A 21,921-nucleotide genomic window follows, 5' to 3' on the forward strand; every position below is an offset into this window, starting at 1 on the left:
GTTTTAACTTCTAATATAACAGCTTTTTCACTTTCCTTAAAAAGCTTATCTAATTGACTATCTAATTCTTCTTCATTCTCAGCCAACAAATAATCCAAACCATACATTTCAGCCAAAGGTTTTACACTTAAACTGTGCTTAGCCTCAAAGTATGTTTCTAACTCTTCAGTATCTGATGGTCCCGGAATAAAACGGAATATACCTCCTCCTCCATTATTAAAAACCAGAATACGAAGATTTGGTTTTAGATATGAATTCCATAATCCATTGCTATCATACAAAAATGATAAATCACCACTAACCAGTAAAGTTCGTTTTTGGGTAATGTATGATGCTCCTACAGCCGTACTGGTGCATCCATCTATACCACTTGTACCACGGTTACAGAACGATTCATATTTCTGAAATTCTTCAAATAACTGAGCATATCTAATTGCAGAACTATTTCCCCACTGAATCATGTAATCTTCAGGTAATTTTGCCTGAAGATGGTTAAACATGTTCAGATCACTCCATGGTATTTTCTCCATGTATTCAGCATGATGATTCTCTGAACGTTCTCTTCTATTTAACCAGGTTGTTTTAAAATGGCTCTTCTTTGAATTAAGATTAGGTAATAACTGCTTAAAGAAATCCAAAGGTTCCGATTCAATTGAAGCTGTCAACTGCTTGTATGTATCCAAATGACGATTAACAGAACTTAAATGCCAATGATGTTTTGCCGGATACGAACGAAGGAATTTCTTAACCATTTTGGAGACCACAGCCCCATCCATGGTAATTAAAAGGTTAGGTTTAAAAAAATGAACTTCCTCTTCAGTGATGGTCGCTACAACTTTATCGATACCCCCAACAATGTTTGCTCCACTTATATTGGATGATACCTCTGAAAGCACAACTACCTGCTCGAATTCTGACAATTGATTTAATACTTGTTTCAATTTTAGATCTGGAAATTGCGATCCTACCAGAATCATTATTCTGTCAGAATTATTCCAAATAGAAGAAAGATCTTCTACCTGCATATCCGATAGCCGATATTCTGCCTGGTATTGTTTTATCTGTCTTATTTCATCAGTCGGGTGTACTGTTTTACCATATAAAGGTTCCCGTAAAGGCAAATTGATGTGAACAGGTCCGGGTTTGCGGTTCAGGCAATTATAAAAAGCCTCACTTACCAAGCGTTTTACGTACCAGTCATTTTCTTCGAGATAAGTAGGTATATTACACGAGTATTTCACTACATTATCCAAAGCTCCAATCTGACGAATCGTTTGACCATCACCCTGATCAATCCACTCCATTGGACGATCAGCACTGATCACTACCAATGGTATATTCTGATAATAAGCTTCTGAAATTGCTGGTGCATAGTTTAATAAAGCAGAGCCACTAGTACATACAAGAGCTACTGGTTTTCGTGTTTGCTGAGCAATACCCAATGCAAAAAAACCGGCACTACGTTCATCAACCACACTGTAACAATTAAACTCGGGATGAGCAGCAAAGGTAATGGTTAAAGGAGCATTTCTTGATCCGGGTGAAATGACCACTTCCCTTAATCCTTCTGCCAAACATATATCTACTAAAGTTTTTACAACTTTCTTCTCGGAAACAGGTTTATTCATAACCCTGCAAATTTGCTATATTTTTTAATACCGACAAAAGGGTTTGAGCCTTCAGTTCTGTCTCTTCCCATTCTTTGTTTACTTCACTTCCTCGTGTTAAACCACCTCCTAAATACAAAGAAGCATGAGAGTGAGTTAGTTTCAAACACCTGATATTAACATAAAAAGAAAAGTCACCATTATTAACCGGACCTAAAAAACCCGCATAATATTCTCGTCGGTTAGATTCAATCTCTGAAATATGTTCAATTGCCCCTTCCTTGGGCATTCCACACACGGCTGGTGTAGGGTGAAGTTGAGTTAACAGCCTCATTAAACCACTTCCCAACTGAGATAAATTAAATTTAAAATCGGTTCTGAGATGTTTCACCTGACCGGCCTTCATCGTATAAGGACCGTTTATCTGGTAATCCTGAATATTGTTATTATCCAGCACAGTTTTCATATAATCGGTAACCAATGCCTGCTCATCTTCTTCTTTATGGCTCCAAAAAGTATTTGATCTGTTGGGTAATGTACCTGCCAATGAAACTGTTTGCAATGATTCCTCCGATTTACCCAATAAAAGTTCCGGACCAGCACCAATCCACACTCCGGTTTCAGGTGTTACCAAAGCATAAACAAACGCATGTTCATACAACCCACAAAGTTCATCGAAGAAGTGGATAACATTCTCAACAGCAAAAGAAGGCACTTTCTTAATTCGTGACAGAATCACTTTATCGAGCTCCCCTTTCAAAAGAGCATTATGCATCATCTTAAATTGTTGATGATACTCTTCAAAAGTTATTTCAACATCTTCATCTTCTTTCAAAAATTGTTGAAAAAGTGAGATCACATTATAAGCAATATCTTCAGACAATACTCCTTCAAATACATAATTTAAATCACGACTGATATGAATTGACCTGAAATTCTCTGCATTAAAAGGATGAATAATAAAACCATCATTAAGCCATTCTTCCTTTATTTCTTTTGCATCAGAAGACTTTCCTATCTGAAGTATTTTATTGTTTTGATGTGGTAATCTGTAAAGAATAACTGAGTCTGCACCCAATCTTATCAAATCATTTATCTTATCTGGTATATGCGTTGTATTCACTTTTATTTAAACTTAAAACAAAGATAATAAAATAGCCTCCAATGACGAACATTTCCTCTTGCACTAAAAAAATTAAATCCCGCACCGTAATGATGAACACATCATTACATCTGATTAATGATTAATTTTTCCTGATGAATGAAACCAATTGGTTATTTCTAAGTATAACGTCATACACTCAAACTCGTTATTATGACACACTATTACCTGAACTTAATAACCAAATTGTCCTACATATTTGCAATGGTCTGTATTACTACTTTTGCACCAATGCAAGCCCAAGAACTAACAAAAGAATGTATCAATTGTTTTTCTACTGAGCTGGTTTCAATTGAAAGTGAGGACGATTGCACAACCATTCAATTAAAGATACAAGCATCTGATTGCAACTCTGCTTTATCACATTTTACAGTTGAAGTGCCTTGCGGAACAGTTACCTCAGCATCGAATTCAGGAGGATGGCCCATCGAAGTTAATTCAGAAGATCCTACAAGCGGTATATATGGATTGAAAGTAGATAATATCAATAATTTCGGAGAAGATGGTGATTCTGCTTCTTTCACTCTGGAATACACTGTTTGTTATACCGATCAAGAGTGTAAAAACATTCTGGAATCAGGTTTTGATATCGCTTACAAAGCAGCAACCTGTATTTTTATTGATCGCATTGAATCAGAAAACCCTCCATTAGATGCGTTTCTTACAACGCAAGACCTAATTTGTAACGGCGATGCAAGTGGTACAGTGATTACAACCATTACTGAAGGTACTGAACCTTTTACTTTTTTATGGAATACTGGTGCTACTACAAAAGATCTGTTAAATGTTACGGCAGGATATTATGAAGTAACTATTACAGATGCCAATGGTGAGAATCTCACATTAAGTGCTCAAATAAATGAACCTGAAGCTATTTCAGTTCAGGCTAGCATACAAAATGCAAATTGTGGATTAAACGATGGTTTTATCGAAGTAACTGCATCCGGAGGAAAAGAACCATATTCGTATGAGTGGAGTAATGGAGCTTCTACTTCTATGATTGATCAGCTGGAAAGCGGACAATATACTGTTACTGTAACTGATTCGATTGGTTGCTCAAAATCGTTTAACTACAATATAAAAAACGAAACGACTCTAAGAGCAACTATCACTACAGACAATCTGGAATGTCATGAAGAAGGTTCCGGAAGTCTGACTGTTACTGTTACAGGTGGAATTGAACCATACAGCTATTTGTGGGACAATGGTGATACAACCAGTACTGCAACAGATTTAAACAGTGGAATTCATAAAGTAATTATCACTGATGCAGTCGGATGTACTACTGAAAAAACATCCTATGTAATCATAAGTAAATTGAATGCTTCAGCGGTTATAAACAATCCTCTTTGTAATGGCGAATCAAATGGTAGTGCAACTATAACAATTATAAATGGAACAGAACCATATGATATTATCTGGAACACCGGTTCTACTGAAACTACAATCAATGATCTGGCTGCAGGATGGTATTGGGCAGATATCACTGATGCTAATGGATGTGAGTACCGTAAATATGTAAATATTACACAACCCAATGAACTAACAATATCAGCTTCATTATCAAAAGCAAGCTGTAATGCAAATGATTCAAGTATTATTGTTGATATAATTGTAAGTGGAGGAACACCTCCATACACTTATTACAGAGATGGAGCAGAAACCGATAAAACAATTACAGTTGACAAAACTGGATATTATGAATTTACAGTAATTGACGCCAACGGATGTGAAAAAACACAAGAAATTTTGGTAACTCGTCCCGAAGCTAATTTAAATACCAACATTACGGTTAGTCAGCCAACATGTTCGAGTTCGGGTTACGGGTCAGCTGCAATAACGGTTATTAATGGTGAGGCACCTTATACAATTATATGGTCTGATGGATCAGAAGCCATGAACCGTAATAATCTTACTGAAGGTGACTATGAGGTATTAATAACTGATGCCATCGGTTGTACATCACAACATTCCATAACCATTAATTCTGTTGAAATCGCTTCGGCCGAAATCATTGCTCCTGACGCTATGCCTGAATGTTCATCAAGCAATAATTTACTGTATGCATTCACTAATAATACAAGTTCATACCAATGGTCAATCTCCAATACCGCTTCAGGATGGACTATTGAAAGTCAGACTGAAGATCAAATCAGTTATACTGCTGGTGAGGGTAGCACATGGGTACAGTTATTGGTTAAGAGTATTGACAATTGTGAAGCAAGAGATTCCATATTATTGAATTGCCAGTCACTTGATGACTCGAATCCAACCGATTCTATATCGGGTGGTGATGAGGATAAAAATTGCGACTCTTGTTATGAAATTATACCAACAGATATCAAACAATTAGATGATAACTGTTACAAGTACACCATTACAGTAAAAACTGATGGATCTTGCAGTTATGATCTTTCACATCTGTCGATTGAGGTAAAAGATGGCTATGTAAAATCAGTGTATAACTCAAAAGGATGGAAAACCGAACTCAATTCAACAGATCCAACCACAGGCATTTATGGATTTAAGATTGATGACATTTCCAACTTTGGCAAAAGCATAGATCAATTTAATATTGAATATACTATTTGTTTTGATGATGAATCTCTACGCGAATTTACTGTAGCATATAAATCTGCACAATGTGTAGTGACAGATGTATTTGAATTTAACCAGGAACAATTTAATACTTCCCTTTCAGCTAATTCATACCCAAATCCCTTTACCGATGCAACTCAAATTGAGTTTACATCAAAAACCACAACAGATGCCGAATTATATATTTATGATATTTATGGTAATATGGTTGAATGCTTATACAGCGGACCCGTTGAAGCAAATACAAACTACAACTTTGAATTCCGTCCGGATAAAACTATGGAAAGTATATTCTTCTATCGATTAATATGTGGAGACGAAATCATACAAGGTAAACTAATGAAAATTCGTTAGATATTACAGTTCCTGATTCAAGTAGGAGGTTGTCTTTTGGCAACCTCTTTTTTATTTTATAATCAATCCTGATGATAGCTCAATATTAGACTTCTGTTGAAATACCCATTGCAATTCATAAATCTATCTAAATTAATAATATCATTTATTAGCGTTGTGCATTAAATATAATTCAAGTAAATTGAAGCAGCAACCAAATAAACTACACATCATGACTAATAAACTCATTGCTGTTTTACTTTTTGTATTTATATCAGTTATTTCTTTTGCTCAGGTTGATATTAAGTATCAGGTACCTTCCGAAGAAATATTAAAACTAGCTGACGTTCCTTTACCCCCTTCAACTATAACCAACGATGATGCTTCTTTGGTGGTATTATTGTATCGTAATCAATACAAAAGCATAGCCGAACTATCAGAACAAGAATTAAAGTTGGCGGGTATTCGTACCAACCCGGTCACAAATATGTCATCGCGTAGTACTTTTTATAATAATCTGGAGTTAATAAAAAAAGGTTCAAAAGAACCGTCGCAGATTGAAGGCTTACCTGACAATCCAAGACTATCGAACTTCAGTTGGTCACCAGATCAGACCAAATTAGCTTTTGCTAATACTGCGTCTAATGGAACTGAATTATGGTATGCCGACTTAGTTACTTTAAAGGCATATCGTTTAACAGGCCCTATTATCAATGGAAATTTACGAAACAGACCATATACATGGTTGAAAGATAATAATGGCTTATTAGTAAAAATACTACCAGAAGACAGACCGTCAATCATAAACAAAAGTGAATCAATTCCAACAGGTCCGGTAATCTCAGTAAACGATGGTAAGAAAGCTCAGAACAGAACGTATCAGGATTTATTAAAAGATAAGACTGATGAGCAGAATTTTGTTACTTTAGCCGAATCCGAACTAAACATTATTGGTCTTGATGGATCTGCCAAAACATGGGCTCCAAAGGCCATTTACAGTAGCATTAGCATATCACCTGATGGAGAATATGTTCTTCTGTCAGTCATTAAGAAACCTTTCTCCTACCTGGTTCCTTATTACCGGTTTAGTACTGATTATTTGATCTATAACATCAATGGTGATTTGATCAAGACATTGGAAGAAGTGCCTCTAATTGAAGATTTACCCCAGGGTTTTATGGCTGAGCGTAAAGGGAAAAGAGATTTTGGTTGGAGAGCCGATAAACCATCAACCATCTATTGGGCCACAGTACTTGACGATGGAGATCCGGAAAAAGAGGTAGAATTCAGAGACGAAATATTTACACTTGACGCTCCATTTAGTGATAAGCCTAAATCAATCCTAAAGGTTAAAAACAGATTTTCTTATATCATATGGGGTAACGATCAAATTGCCGTAGCATATGATATGTGGTGGAACAACAGAAACACAAAAACCTATGTATTTAATCCGGAAGATAATACACTAGAACCTCAGATCTTATTCGATCGCAACTATCAGGATAGATACAATGATCCCGGATCATTTATAACCACAAAAAATGATTTGGATAGAAATATTCTTCTTCTGGATAATGATAATGTTTATCTCGAAGGTGATGGTTATTCTGCTGAAGGACAAAAACCTTTTATTGATAGAATGAATCTGAAAACACAAAAGAAAACAAGACTTTTCCAGGCTCAAAACAAAGAAAACCTTGAAACAATCTCTAAAGTTATTGATATCAAAAAAGGACTGATTCTTACGCGTATTCAATCGCCTACTGATTTTCCAAACTACTACTTGAGAAATATTAAGAGCAGAAAAGCACCAATGCCTGTTACTCATTTCAAAAATCCTTTTGAGAGCATGGCGGGTGTGCATAAAGAGATCATTCATTATACTCGTGAAGACAGTTTACCTCTATCAGGCACCTTATATTTACCGGCTAATTATGATTTTAATAATAAAGAACGTCTGCCTTTATTAATGTGGGCATATCCTGATGAATTTAAGGATAAAAAAAGTGCAGCACAGGTTACCTCCTCTCCTAATGAATTTATATACCCGTGGTATGGATCTCCAGTATTCTGGGTTATGAAAGGATATGCCATTCTTGAGGATGCTTCATTCCCTATCGTTGGTGAAGGCGATGAAGAACCCAATGATACCTTTATACCTCAATTGGTTAGTAACGCCAAAGCTGCTATCGATTATCTGGATGAACAGGGATATATCGATCGAAATAAAGTTGCTGTTGGTGGACATTCTTACGGAGCTTTTATGACAGCCAACCTGTTAACTCATTCTGATTTGTTTGCTGCAGGTATTGCACGAAGTGGTGCCTATAACCGTACACTTACCCCTTTCGGATTCCAGAGTGAAGAGCGTAACTACTGGGAAGCACCTAACATTTATTATGAGATGTCACCATTTATGCATGCAGATAAGATGAAGCATCCGCTATTATTGATACACGGAAGAGAAGATAATAACTCAGGTACATACACTATGCAGAGCGAACGTTATTTCAATGCATTAAAAGGTCTTGGCGCAACGGTTCGCCTGGTTTTACTACCTACTGAAAGTCACAGTTACAGAGCAAAAGAATCAGTTTTACACTTGCTTTGGGAACAGGATCAATGGCTGGAAAAATATGTAAAGAATAAGAAATAACCTATGATTGGGCTGGTGTTAGCCAGCCCCTTCTCTTTTCCAAAAGACTTATGAAAGATATATCTCACCTTCAGCAACTAACCTATCAACAGGTAAAAGACAGACATTACGATTTGGCCATTTTACCCTGGGGAGCCACAGAAGCCCACAATTATCATTTACCCTATGGGACTGATAATCTGGAAACCGAAGTAATACTAAAACAGTCAGTTGAGTTGGCTACAAACGAAGGTGCATCAGTCTTAATCTTACCCATCATTCCGTTTGGAGTAAATACCGGACAAATGGATCTCCCATATATCATTAATATGATGCCCTCCACACAGGCTGCAATTATCAATGATGTGGCTCAATCAGTCTTCAACAGTAACATTGATAAACTTCTGATTTTTAACGGCCATGGAGGTAATGATTTCAAAACGATAATAAGAGAAACAGGTGCTAAATATCCTAATAAAATTATCTGTAGCAGTAACTGGTTTCAGGTGCTGAAACATAGCAATTACTTTACACATGCCGGAGAACATGCCGATGAAATGGAAACCAGTCTAATGATGTATTTATATCCTGAGTTGGTTCTTCCTTTGGAAACAGCAGGAAATGGTCAGCATAAAAAATTCAGAGTACAGGGCCTCAATGAAAATTGGGCCTGGGCAGAAAGAAAATGGACTCAGGTAACCAATGACACAGGGGTGGGAAATCCACATTATTCATCTGCAGAGAAAGGAGAGAAATTCTTTACAGATGTATGCCAGGTACTGTCAAAGTTCATTCACCAACTGGCTACTACTCCTAACACCGACTTTTATAGTTATTAATTATTTAAAAACCGCCATGACTGGTCTATGATCACTTACCATATTTAAATAATTGCTATAGCAATAAGAAGGTCGTATGGTAGTTGTTGATTGATGCAAGTCAAACAGTTCGTTGGTCATTAAAATATGATCAAGATGACTATAATAACTTGAACCCGGGTATGACCAATATTCCTCATCCCCCATGGCTATATTCATATCAGCAAAACGATAGTGCACTTCATCAGAAACAAAATTCCAGAATACATTGTCTGAATAGTAGTTTTCACTTATATAGTCGTTATAATCTCCCAGTACAATAACGGCTTCATCTGCTAAATAAGAATCAATGTAATTTTGTAGTTTCTCAGATGCATCTCTTCTTCTTTCTTCATTTGCATAATCGCCAAATGCTTTTAGATGATTATTTATCAAATAAACTTCTATTCCGGTTCCTTTATGATGAATCTTTATTTTAAACGGAGGACGAGGGAAAGCATAATAGTCATCTTTATACAAAGCTTCTGTTTCTTCTTCGTACAAATCAACTTCTGAGGTTTTATACAAATAAGCCAGCGACTGATCTCCGGATGAACTGGGCGTAAATACAGCTTCCCAACCCGGTATTTCATCGGCTAAACGTTGCGCGACATATTCACTTCCTATCTCTTGCAAAGCTACAATATCTGCATCTAACTGTCCTAATAAGCTGGCTATATAAGGAATACGGATAGTAACATTATAATCGTGACTACTACTTAATCGGAAATTTTCTAAATTTAGAGTTACCACTTCCAGCGCATTAGAACTGGTTGTTTCTATACAATCTCCAAAATCAATTGCCCACGATTGTTCAGGATCATCCTTTTTACATGATGACCATCCCAACACAAATACCACTAAAACTAATGTAAAGAAAAACCGATTATTCATAATTAAATCATTAGACCAATTGGTCGCAAAGATTCAATTATTTAACGAGATATACAAACACTATAATTTTACTCTTCCGACTCGAAATAAAGTTTATAAAATTTCAATCCACGTTCGCTGTCAAAACCTTTTTCGATATACTGGCGTTTCCCGTGTACATAAACATGGAAATTTTTATCGAGCTTTAGTACTGATTTGAAATGCTTTTTTTCTGATTTTACAGCATCCTTCGATATATCAAAACTATCCTGCAATGGCATATTTTTTTCAGCCACGCAAAAGTTCTTATAATCCTGAAAGGCATCCACAACCTCCGGTTGACGAATTACTTCGCGTTCAAACTCCCGCTCATCAAAGTTGGCATGTTTACCAAAATATTCAATGGAACGATTCAGCAGATCTACCTGATCGGGCCGGGAAACATCATTATCCTCGTTAAAAACCTCTCCAACAAAACCCTTACACATTTGCAGGTAGTTGTTGGTAAAATAATAATTATCCTCTCGTGGTTTTAATCCTAAAAAGTCAGTCTGCCAAAAATGGGCCTCATTACCTTTATTGATGTTATCAACCGAGCAAACTTTAAATCCCAGTTCTTTCTCTGTATTAAAAATTAAACAACCTTTATCAAGTTTTTTAATATTAATACCTTGCTGAGCATCCAATTCAAACCCTTGATTTTGCAGCATTACCTTTAAAAAGGTGTCTTTATTTTCTGATTTAAAAATTCCCAATGCATCGGTTACTTCTCCATCAACCACAACATTGTTGAACAATACCATATAAAACTCTCCACCTTTGATTTTAGGATGATTGGACTGTTCAAAAAGATGATTACCCAATGCCACTGACACTTCATGAAAGGCAGAAGGATTATTAAAAACTTTATCACTCAAATTAAATACAATGTTATTCTCAAAACCCTCTTCATGATCGAAATTAAAATACAATTCCGACTTGAATGGTTTGAAAAAATATTGTTTAAGTACTTCCGAAACAACATCCTCATCATGTAAACTAGCTTCGCTGTTCGAAAATCTTATTTCTTCTCCTTCAGCTCTACAGCCAATATGATGGACAACAATTTTTTGTATTTCGGTTTGTGTGAAATCAATCATCTTTTTAAAATTTTAGCACACAAATATAATGGAATCAGAAAGATTTTCAGAAAGAAAATAACAGATACAAAAAAAGCAGTTATCGAAACAAATCATTTCAATAACTGCCTGTAATATAAATGTAGCTCAATTAACTCACTTTGCAATGTAAGGCATACCACGATACAGAATGAGATTTGCCATCAATCAGTTCCTTTAACATTTTTCTATCGTCCCAACTATTCTCGTAATTGCATGATTGATCCAACGCCTTTGACAACAACAACCATTCTTCAACAATGGGTTGAGTCAACTCTCCTTCAAACTCTTTTAAAATATTAAGGCAACATGTGTCAATAAGATGAAGTTTGGTTTCCTCATTTAATAATGAGGCTTTTGTAGTATAAACATGATCAGAAACTTTAATATACTCATCACTTTCCAATACTACATGCAATGATAGATTTTGCTTCGACATAACACCTTGGTTTTTAGTTTGACTGTTCTCAAATTAGTAAAAAAACAAACCAAAATAAAGACCATTAGAGATATATTTCGTTATTTATCCAAATTCTAAATAAAGAAAAATTTCTTGAAAACAAAATCCTACTATGTTAATTTTCAATCGAATAAATACATCAAGGCCTGATATTTTTCAATATGAACACCAACACCTGATGTCATTGCTACTTCCCTTGGAAAATGAACGGATCGACCACCTTCCAGTAACTCTTTTCCACGAAAATAGTTATGATGATCTTCTCCTACCATTTTAAAAGCGTGATTCGGTATGATAATTCTACAATCCTGATTACTATCAGATAAATTGGCAATCAACATTATCCAACGATGTTTATAAAATCGCAACCATGCATAAACTCCTTTTTCGACCAATCCTCCGGGAGTATTATTACACCACATTAAATCATAATTACCACCCTCGGATAACGGCAAATATTTCTTTATTAAATCATTTAGCTTAATATATCTGTTAAGAAGCCATGTCTCATCCTCAGTTAATTGATTATTTCCTTTAATGGAAGAATAATATCTGCGTAGAGAATCTACCGACCAGTAGTCAAAAATTGTTGTCCGTCCATCTCTTCCACTGAATCCTTCTTCATCTATTCCCTTCTCACCTATTTCCTGACCGTTGTATATCATAACAGGGTTGGTTGAGAAGCCTGCTGTTAAAACCCAGGCCGGCCAAGCCTTCTTTGCATCATCGATAATAAACTCCGAAGCCAATCTTTGTTCATCGTGATTTTCAAGAAAAAACAGCATATTATTGGAGAAATGATCAATGGCCTGCCAAGAATCCTGCACTGTTTTTAAAGGCTTTTCATTTTTAAGAATGCCAATTACACTATCGTAAAACCCAACTTTATCGTACAAACAGTCAAAACCACCTTCTGTCAGGTACGATTGATATAAGGAAGGTTGATAGACTTCAGCCACAAAAACAACTTTGGAAAATTGCTCTTTAACCTCATTAATACACCATTGCCAGAATTCAACCGGAACCATTTCGGCCATATCGCATCTGAATCCATCAACACCTTTTGAACACCAATACAACAAAATATCTTTCATCTTCCACCAGGTGTCTGGCACTGGATTAAAATGCCTTGCTTTTCCATTATTATAATCAATTCCATAATTTAACTTAACCGTTTCGTACCAATCGTTAATCGATGGATTTGCTAAAAAACAGTCGTTGCCAGTTGCTTTAGCCGGTTCTTCTTGCCATGGATTTTCAGCTCCCACGGGTGCTTCAAACCTCTGACCAGTTAAATAATAAAAATTGTTATTGGGATTAAATGTATGGGTGGTATCATCATCTTCTCCAAAATCCTTAATTCCGGAAGGTTTAGCATCTGATTGATATTGCCTAGCAAGGTGATTAGGCACAAAATCAATCAGAACTTTCATTCCAGCCAAATGAGTGCGCTGAACCAATGCTTCAAACTCAGTCATCCGATGCTCAACTGCCTCAGCCAGATCGGGATCAATATCGTAATAGTCTTTTATTGCATAAGGACTTCCTGCCTTTCCCTTAACAACCTGAGGATTATCCACAATTATTTTATTGTCTGAATAATCTGTTGTTGTGGCATGTTCAATCACACCTGTATACCACATATGCGTAATGCCCATCGATTTAAAATGATTCAAAACCTTATCATCGAACGCATTAAGCTTACCTGAACCATTTTCATGAATGGTCCCATCTTTAACATTGACTTTTTTGTTATTAGAAAATAACCGGGGTAATACCTGATATATTATTGCTTTACCCATATAGACTAGTTTTGTTAAGGATTAATTAAGCTAAAAAGGGCTTTGAAAAGATAGTTATTATTTAAATAGCAATAAAACGAAAGATCATAATTATACAGATAATAGAGAAAAGTGTAATTTAGCTTCAAACAAGATCACAATGAAATATTTGAGGGGTTCTTTACTTTCAGCAATTCTTTTTTTTATTTTCACCCATTCATTTGGACAGTATTACAGTACAGGTTCAGATCCCGCCAATATAAAATGGAGACAAATAAAAAGCTCTTTCTTTAAAGTAATCTACCCTGAAGATTTTGAATCTGAAGCCAAACGATTGGTTTTGATGCTTGATTCATTGTATCTATACGGAGGCCACACACTTAATCATACTCCTAAACCAATTCCGGTAGTGATTCATTCACATTCGGCATACTCTAATGGATTAGTAACCTGGGCTCCCAAACGAATGGAGCTCTACCCTACCCCAAGTCAGAATATTTTTGCTCAGGATTATTTACAACAATTAGCCATTCATGAATTCAGACATGTTGTGCAGATTGACAAAATCAACCAGGGATTTACAAATCTACTGAGTTATCCCTTTGGACAACAAATTGTAGGAGGCATACTTGGACTGTATGTTCCTCTCTGGTTTTTAGAAGGCGATGCTGTACTTACCGAAACAACCTTATCGAAGAGTGGAAGAGGACGGGTTCCTGCTTTTGAGCAGGAGATCAGAGCTCAATTACTCGAAAAAAGAATCTACAATTACGAAAAGGCCTATTTTGGTTCCTATCAAAATTATATCCCCAATCATTACCGGATGGGTTACCTTTTTACAGCAGGTGCCAGACAAAAATACGGAACCGAGGTATGGGAAAATGCCCTCACCGAAACCGGAAGAAACAGTTGGTCGCTAACTCCATTTAATTATGGAATAAAAAAAGTAACAGGTAAAAATAAAGTGCCGTTATACAAGGAAGTTTTCTCAGATTGGCAAAAAAAGTGGAAAGAACAGGATAATAGTATAACTCTAAGTAAAAAATCTGCTTTAACACCACGAGACAGATCCTATAAAAACTATTTATACCCTATTGCCATTGATGATAAGCATATCATTGCTGAAGTAAATGGCCTCGGAGAGATCAGGCATTTTGTTAAGGTAAACACAAAGGATGGTTCCGAAGAAAAGCTACTGACCATTGGATACCGTGATAGTGAACCTTTTTCGTATGCTCATAACTTAATCTGCTGGACTGAGCTGGAGATTAATCCCAGGTGGGAAAATCAATATTATTCTGTTATCAGAATTTATGATCTGAACACTCAAAAGCAAAAGAAACTCACTTTTAAAAGTCGCTATTTTTCTCCAGCCATTTCTCCTGATGGTAAAAAAGTTGCTACTGTTTTTGTTTCACAGGATAATAAAAAAGAAATTCACCTTCTGAATGTTTCAGATGGCATACTTCTCAAAAAAATAAGTATACCTGGCAACAATTTAGCCATCACTCCTAGTTGGAATAAAAGAGGAGAAAATTTAGTTATGGTCCTTCTCTCAGATGAAGGCAAACAACTTTCCCTGTTAAATACCTTAACTCAAGAATGGACATCTGTTACTCAACCAGAATTTACTGAAATAGTATCTCCTAAAATCATTAATAGTCAGATATATTTTACAGGATCGTGGAGTGGAATAGATAATATTTATCGTATCAACTTAGATGGCACCAATCTCCAAAAAGTAACAGAATCGCGATTTGGAGCCACGCAGGTTTCTGCAGGTAATAATTCTAACCAAATACTATATCAGGATTACACGTCTGATGGCTATTTAATTGCGCAGGCTGATCTTGATTCTTTGAGGATAGAAAACTATCACCCATCTTCAATTCCAGCCGAGGAATTTATCGTTGATTTGAGCAAAGATGAAAAAGGCTTACCCGAATTTAGTCAGTCAGATTCGATTGAATTTGATAGCAAAAAGTATTCAAAGGGAAATATCTTTAACTTCCACAGTTGGGCCCCAGTAAATCTGAACATTAATGATGTAACACTTACCCAGGGCGTTTCATTAATGTCGCAAAATCTATTGAGTACCACTTTCACAACATTTGGTTATAATGCCAACAAACAAGACAGCAGAGAAAAATACTACTTCAGCATACAGCACCGGGCCTGGTATCCTGTTATTGAATTTGAAATAAGAGCAGGTGATGAGAAATATTATCAGGATGGTTTATTTGCAAATGCTACGGACACGTTTGCTATTGATATGGATGTAAAAAGAAAGCATCTCTATACTCATCTTGAGATTAATGTTCCTTTAACCTTGACCAGAGGTAAATGGCAACGTTATATTCAACCATCAATCAGCACCAGTTATCAGTATGCTTCTGATTATTCTTATGAACTAACCTACGTAAGCAGAGTTAACAACCAGTGGGTTATTAAAGATAATGAAACAATTACAACAAATGCTTTTCGTGCCAATCCCATTAATTATGGACTATATGCCTACAATATTCATAACCGCTCTCAAAGGGATGTAACCAGCAGATGGGGACAATTGATTGAATTGCGATACAGACACACCCCCTTTGCCGGCAATGATTTAGGATCCATCTTTGGAGTACACACGCGCCTTTATTTTCCGGGATTCATAAAACATCATTCAATACGAATAGACAATGATTTTCATAAGAAAAAAAGGGGTGAATTATACGATCAGTCAGAAATAAGAAATTACTATCGTTACTTTACTGATTTTGTAAAATTTCCTAGAGGTATTAATCTCCAAAGCAATGATCAGTTATATTCATTCAAGGGAGATTATATTTTTCCTTTAATTTCGCCCGACTTAAATATTCGTGGTATAATGTATCTGAAAAGAATTACAACTAATTTATTCTACGATTATTCTCAATCAAAATATCACATTCAGGATGTTGATACCAATGAGTGGTTCACATACCAAAACCGGTTTCAATCATTGGGTGCGGAATTAAGGGCAGAATTGCATCCATTCAGATTTGTTTTTCCAATAAGCCTGGGTTATCGATTTGCCTATATTCCTGATTCAGGATCCAATTTTAACGAATTCCTGTTAAGCATGAGTTTCAGTGGTTTTTCATTAGGAAATGACAGGTAAATCAAAAGCTAAAAAAACTTAAAAACCTATTAGCTAATTAACTTATTCACAACATTTGTGTTAGACTTACGTATTGAGTAGTGATATTCCATTTTGGAGTTGCTAAAAAACCAAGGATAATTATGAAATTTACAATGTGGGCTTTTGTGGGTTTGGTTATTTATACGGTATTAATTGATTTCCTTCTTTATCGTTTATTTCTTAAATCCAGAACCGAGCATCCTCCACATTTCAAATTTCCATATGGTGCTTTCTGGCATTACAGCATTGCCTCTTTCTTCATTTTCTCTTTTGGAATCCTATATACTTTAATAACCATCACAAAAACATCAACTACATACGTGGTATTTCAATGGTTTATGATGGCATATATGCTTATTTATATACCAAAGGCGTTCTATTATCTTACTCAAAAAATTGTGGGTCGTTTCCATCTGGTGAAACACAAGTTTGATGACAAGGGTAAGATTAAAAAGATGAATGAGGGTAAATACCCAAAAATTTCACGTAAGAAATTCTTAAGTCAGGTAGGTATTATCACGGCATCAATTCCATTTGTATCATTGATGTTTGGAGTTATAAAAGGACGATTTGCCTTTAGTAAAAGATACACCAAATTGTCGTTTCCAAATTTACCGGATTCATTCGATGGCCTAAAGATTGTACAAATCTCTGACCTACATCTGGGAAGTCTGAATTCGAATTATCAGGAAATGGAAGAAGCCGTAATGCTTATTAATGCTGAAAACCCGGATATCATTTGTTTTACGGGCGATCTGGTTAATAATTTTTATGAAGAAACCATAGGCTGGGAAAAGGTATTTACAAAACTTCAGGCTCGGTTGGGCAAATATTCCATTATGGGTAATCACGACTATGGCGACTATTCGAAATGGCCTTCAGCCGAAGCAAAAGCAGAAAATCTTCAGAACATTAAAAATGCACACCATCGCTTAGGATTTAAGATATTAAACAATGCCTCGTCAATCATTGAATTCAATGGTGATAAAATAGCCATGGCAGGTGTTGAAAACTGGGGACATCCTCCTTTTCCACGCTACGGTAATCTTGAACAGGCCAGCGAAGGAATTGATGGCGTTCCGTTTAAAATATTAATGTCGCATGACCCTGATCATTGGGATGCTGAAGTAGTTCCTCAAACCGACTTTGATTTAACACTTGCCGGTCATACGCATGGTATGCAATTTGGACTTGAATTTAAAGGATTTCAATGGAGTCCGGCAAAATATAAATTCAAAAGATGGGCTGGACTCTATCAGGCAGACAAACAGTTTTTATACGTAAACCGCGGTTTGGGTTATCTTGGAATGCCTGCTCGTGTTGGCATGCCTCCTGAAATAACCATTATTGAATTAACCAGAGGTCCTATCAGTAATGATCCAATGTAAATAACTAATCAATCATTACATTACTGGGTTTCATCCATCTTTTTAGATCAGCAATGAGATCATCACCTTGCTGTAATCCTTCCAAATATAACTGATCAAGCTTTTGGGGATCATTCTCAATCCTTGAAACATTCATAAGGTCTGCAGGCCGAATCACATAGGCTCTTCCCTCCTCTTCCAACTTATCAATTAAATCAAGTGTTGCATTATAACGCTCATATCTGGTTAAAATAGCCTCAGCAAGTTTAGGATATTTACGATAGTACCATTTAACAGGCAATTTAAATTTCACCTCATGTTTGCGATATTCTTTGCTACGTGTGAGTACCACAACCACCTTTTCATAACCATCTTTTAAAGCCTGTTCAACAGGTATTGAATCGCTGATACCCCCATCCATATAAATCTGATGTTTGAACTCAGCTAATTGTGACACAAAAGGTAAACTTGAAGAAGCAATACACAGATCAATCAACTCTTTTTTGTTAACCTGATTAGCCTGAACAAACTTTGACTTGCCAGTTTTAACATCAGTGATACCAATTTTAAAGGTATCATCAGAGTGCAGAATCGCATCATAATCCAGCAGAATATGTTTATTGGGAATCTCATCATATACAAAATCCCAATCAAACAAATTTCCTTTTTTGAGCAGATTTCCCCAACTCATATATCTCGGATCGGCTGTATACTGAAGATTAACCTGACGATTCCGTTCATACTGACCTGACATATATGATATTCCATACGCTGCTCCGGCAGAAACACCAATACAGTATGAGAAATAAATTTCATTCTTTAGAAAGGCATCCAAGACACCAGATGTAAACATGCCTCTAAAGCCTCCACCTTCCAGAACCAGTGCGGTATTCTTAATCTTTGATTTCATTGTCAGGATAATTCGATATAGGTTTTATCAACATCAAAGATAATGATTAACTATCCGCAAATAAGACAAAAAATAACATTTATATTATATTAGTATTTCTTAAAACTAAATCGAAACCCATATTTTTATGAGAACCAGGATCCATCATCTTATCTTTCTTTGTTTTCTATTTATCAGCCATACATTAGTCCATGCCCAAACCAATTATGTATCTGAGGAAGTCGCACCAGGCGTTTTTAAGATAATATTTGGATCACCTGAAGAATATACTCCCTATTCTATTCTGCAACCAGAGGCAATGACAGAGGCAATGAACCAATTACCAAAAGCTTCTTTACCTGATTACCTGAAAGGAATTGAGATTACTATTAACCAAAGAGGTTGTAAGGTTGACATACCACTAAGTGATGATGAACAGATTTATGGATTTGGCATGCAAATCAACTCATTTCAACAAAAGCATTTGAAGCGTCGCCCGATCGTTAACGATATCCTTTGCACAATCTGGGCTATACACACGCACCTATTCCCATGTATATTTCAACTAATGGATATGCTGTTCTAATTAATACAGCCCGATATACAACCTTCTATTGTGGCACACTTAACCCTAAAGAAGATGCACATAGCAAAACAACAGAAAATAATAAAACAGCATTAAGTACCGACGAGCTATACGCAAATCAATCACCTGTTAATGGGGCCGTTGTTGCAGACATACCCATTGCAAAGGGAATTGAAATTTTCGTTTTCAGCGGACCTGATATGATAAATGCCATTCAACGCTACAATTTGTTTTCCGGAGGTGGGTGTTTACCTGCTTTATGGGGATTAGGTGTAAAATACAGAGTAAAAGGAGATTCAAAAGATACAGATGTATATAAAACTGCCCGGTATTTTCGTGAGCATCAAATTCCATGCGATGTTATAGGATTGGAACCCCGCTGGCAAACTGCAGCTTACTCATGTTCTTATGTATGGAATGATGAAACATTTCCTGAACCTCAACACTTAATTGACAGCCTGCAAAAGCAAGATTTTAAGATTAACCTGTGGGAGCACGCCTTTGTGCATCCTTCTTCTCCTATTCATGATGACTTATTGGAATTATCGGGAGATTACAGAGTATGGAATGGTTTAGTTCCGGATTTCAGTCTGAATAAGACACGTGAAATTTTTGGTGGATATCACAACAATACATTTGTATTAAAAGGGATAGCCGGTTTTAAACTCGATGAATGCGACAATTCGAACTTATCAGAAGGCAGCGCCACGTGGTCTTTTCCAGAAGTAAGTCAGTTTCCTTCAGGCATGGATGGAGAACAAATGCACCAGATGTTTGGACTTCTCTACGCTCGCGTCTTTAACGACATATATAAAAAGAATAACAAACGAACTTATCTAGATTACAGAGCCTCGGGACCATTTGCATCATCACTGCCGGCTTCACTATATAGCGATACATACAATCATTCTGAATATATCCGTATGATCAGTAATTCGGGCTTTGGTGGCCTATTATGGTCGCCAGAATTAAGAGAATCAAACTCAGATACTGAACTCATAAGACGGATTCAAACAGCAGTATTGTCTGCCCAGACTCTTATTAACAGCTGGTATTTATCCAATCCTCCATGGCTGCAGTACAACAAAGATAAAAACAACCGCTACGAATTTCTTAAAAATGCAAAGGAACTGGAAGACCTAGCTCGTATTCAGCTTAACTTTCGAATGAGCCTTATCTCATATTTATACACAGCTTTTGTTCGATATCACCTGAAGGGCATTCCTCCTTTCAGAGCTTTGGTACTTGATTACCCTCATGATGAAAAAGTCTTAGATGTATGGAATGAATACATGATTGGTGAAAATATACTGGCTACTCCATTAACTGGTGATTCTGATACCCGAACTGTTTACCTGCCTGAAGGAATTTGGTATAATTATAATAACAATCAGAAATATGAAGGTGGCAAAAGCTATCAAGTAAGTTTTTCATTGGCTGAAATACCTGTTTTTATAAAAGCAGGAAGCATATTACCAATGGCAACTCCGGTCCAGTCAGTTTCAGAAAATACTAGATTTGAAATTACCTGTAAAGTTTATGGTAAAAGCAATTCGGAATTTACACTCTATGAAGACGATGGAATCTCCTATGATTTTGACAATGGAAAATACAATACTGTTTTCCTATCCTGGAAAAACTTAAAAGGCAAAGTTTCTCGCAGTGGAAAATACAATAAAAGATACTTAATTAAAAAATGGGAATTAATTGAATAGAGTAACGAATCACAAATAAAAGTAAACTGCCCAGAAGTGTGAGAAAGCTCCACCTAACACAAAAAAATGAAAGATTGCATGATTAAAAGGCAGTTGCTTAATCATATAAAGTACTGCGCCGATTGTATAAAAAGCTCCTCCAATAGCTAACCATAATAAAGCTTGAGTAGACAAATTATCTATCAATGATTTTGAGGCAATTACAACCATCCAGCCTAACAACACATAGCTAATGGTGGAAACCAATTTAAATCTACCGGTAAAAAACAGTTTTAAAATAATGCCGGCAATAGCGAGTAACCAAACAATACCGAGAATAACATAGCCCCATGTATTATTTAAACCCAACACAATAAAGGGTACATAACTTCCGGCAATCAGCAGATAAATAGCACAATGATCGAAAATTTTTAATCGCATTCGTGTCTTATCCGATTTGGCTTGATGATATAAAGTTGATGCCAGAAAAAGAGTAAGTATACAAAAGGAATAAATTGTATAGACTCCAAAATGAATAAGACTATTTAATTGTACTGATTTCACAATCAGAAAAGCAAATGCCAACAAACCGGCAATAAAACCAGCTAAGTGTGATAAGATATTGAGTCTTTCTTCGATTGGTGAGTAATACTTAACGTTGTTTTTCATAGAACGCAAATATAGATTAATATTAAAGGGAAAGAACCTAATCAAAACAAAAAATATCCGGCGTCATATGATTGGGTAATCAAA

General features: G+C 36.0%; 15 protein-coding genes. 7 read left to right on the top strand and 8 right to left on the bottom strand.

Features of this window, described 5'->3' with window-relative positions; genetic code table 11:
• Positions 1-1,628 (bottom strand): 2-succinyl-5-enolpyruvyl-6-hydroxy-3-cyclohexene-1-carboxylic-acid synthase (gene menD / locus ACRD62_RS18050; protein ID WP_430821510.1); only part of this gene is annotated, 1,628 nt, incomplete at its 3' end.
• The gene (locus ACRD62_RS18055) at positions 1,621-2,730 is read right to left on the bottom strand and encodes an isochorismate synthase (protein ID WP_430821511.1); all 1,110 of its coding nucleotides are present in this window, start codon (positions 2,728-2,730) and stop codon (positions 1,621-1,623) included. The genes ACRD62_RS18055 and menD, both read right to left, overlap by 8 nt.
• Before the next feature lie 192 nt (positions 2,731-2,922).
• Here ACRD62_RS18055 and ACRD62_RS18060 point away from each other — a divergent pair, with 192 nt between their 5' ends.
• From ACRD62_RS18060 to ACRD62_RS18070, 3 genes are all read left to right on the top strand, one after another.
• Entirely contained in the window at positions 2,923-5,721 is a 2,799-nt protein-coding gene (locus tag ACRD62_RS18060) for a SprB repeat-containing protein (protein ID WP_430821512.1), read from the top strand.
• Positions 5,722-5,932: 211 nt separating this feature from the next.
• Positions 5,933-8,356 carry an alpha/beta hydrolase family protein gene (locus ACRD62_RS18065; protein ID WP_430821513.1) on the top strand — a complete coding sequence of 808 codons (2,424 nt, stop codon included), beginning with the start codon at positions 5,933-5,935 and terminating at the stop codon, positions 8,354-8,356.
• Positions 8,357-8,406: 50 nt separating this feature from the next.
• Positions 8,407-9,174: a creatininase family protein gene (locus ACRD62_RS18070; protein WP_430821514.1), complete on the top strand. Its 768-nt coding sequence runs from the start codon at positions 8,407-8,409 to the stop codon at positions 9,172-9,174.
• Here the strand turns inward: ACRD62_RS18070 and ACRD62_RS18075 are convergent, their stop codons facing one another.
• The 4 genes from ACRD62_RS18075 to ACRD62_RS18090 form a co-directional block, all read right to left on the bottom strand.
• Positions 9,175-10,086, bottom strand: a complete 912-nt coding sequence (locus ACRD62_RS18075; RefSeq protein WP_430821515.1) for an endonuclease/exonuclease/phosphatase family protein — start codon at positions 10,084-10,086, stop codon at positions 9,175-9,177.
• Positions 10,087-10,154: 68 nt separating this feature from the next.
• A complete protein-coding gene (locus ACRD62_RS18080) occupies positions 10,155-11,204 on the bottom strand; it encodes a nucleoid-associated protein (protein WP_430821516.1) in 1,050 nt (349 codons plus the stop codon).
• A 130-nt stretch (positions 11,205-11,334) separates the two neighbouring features.
• Positions 11,335-11,661 carry a hypothetical protein gene (locus ACRD62_RS18085; protein WP_321410940.1) on the bottom strand — a complete coding sequence of 109 codons (327 nt, stop codon included), beginning with the start codon at positions 11,659-11,661 and terminating at the stop codon, positions 11,335-11,337.
• 143 nt (positions 11,662-11,804) lie between these two features.
• Positions 11,805-13,484 (bottom strand): alpha-amylase family protein, encoded by a 1,680-nt coding sequence (locus ACRD62_RS18090; protein ID WP_430821517.1) that lies wholly within the window; start codon positions 13,482-13,484, stop codon positions 11,805-11,807.
• A 139-nt stretch (positions 13,485-13,623) separates the two neighbouring features.
• On the opposite strand from ACRD62_RS18090, the gene ACRD62_RS18095 reads away from it, so the two are divergent.
• Positions 13,624-16,611 carry a TolB family protein gene (locus ACRD62_RS18095; protein WP_430821518.1) on the top strand — a complete coding sequence of 996 codons (2,988 nt, stop codon included), beginning with the start codon at positions 13,624-13,626 and terminating at the stop codon, positions 16,609-16,611.
• A 122-nt stretch (positions 16,612-16,733) separates the two neighbouring features.
• Positions 16,734-18,020: a metallophosphoesterase gene (locus ACRD62_RS18100; RefSeq protein ID WP_430821519.1), complete on the top strand. Its 1,287-nt coding sequence runs from the start codon at positions 16,734-16,736 to the stop codon at positions 18,018-18,020.
• 4 nt (positions 18,021-18,024) lie between these two features.
• On the opposite strand, the gene ACRD62_RS18105 is transcribed toward ACRD62_RS18100, so the two are convergent.
• On the bottom strand, positions 18,025-18,909 hold the full coding sequence (locus ACRD62_RS18105) for a patatin-like phospholipase family protein (RefSeq protein WP_430821520.1): 885 nt from the start codon (positions 18,907-18,909) through the stop codon (positions 18,025-18,027).
• Between the two features lie 127 nt (positions 18,910-19,036).
• On the opposite strand from ACRD62_RS18105, the gene ACRD62_RS18110 reads away from it, so the two are divergent.
• The gene (locus ACRD62_RS18110) at positions 19,037-19,474 is read left to right on the top strand and encodes a hypothetical protein (protein WP_430821521.1); all 438 of its coding nucleotides are present in this window, start codon (positions 19,037-19,039) and stop codon (positions 19,472-19,474) included.
• Positions 19,441-21,189, top strand: coding sequence for a glycoside hydrolase family 31 protein (locus tag ACRD62_RS18115; protein WP_430821522.1), 1,749 nt, complete (start codon positions 19,441-19,443; stop codon positions 21,187-21,189). The genes ACRD62_RS18110 and ACRD62_RS18115 overlap by 34 nt, the downstream gene beginning before the upstream one ends.
• Before the next feature lie 9 nt (positions 21,190-21,198).
• Here ACRD62_RS18115 and trhA read toward each other — a convergent pair whose 3' ends face one another.
• Entirely contained in the window at positions 21,199-21,837 is a 639-nt protein-coding gene (trhA, locus tag ACRD62_RS18120) for a PAQR family membrane homeostasis protein TrhA (RefSeq protein ID WP_430821523.1), read from the bottom strand.
• Positions 21,838-21,921 lie beyond the last annotated feature (84 nt).

Source organism: Carboxylicivirga caseinilyticus (assembly GCF_050589785.1).
Lineage (GTDB): Bacteria > Bacteroidota > Bacteroidia > Bacteroidales > Marinilabiliaceae > Carboxylicivirga > Carboxylicivirga caseinilyticus.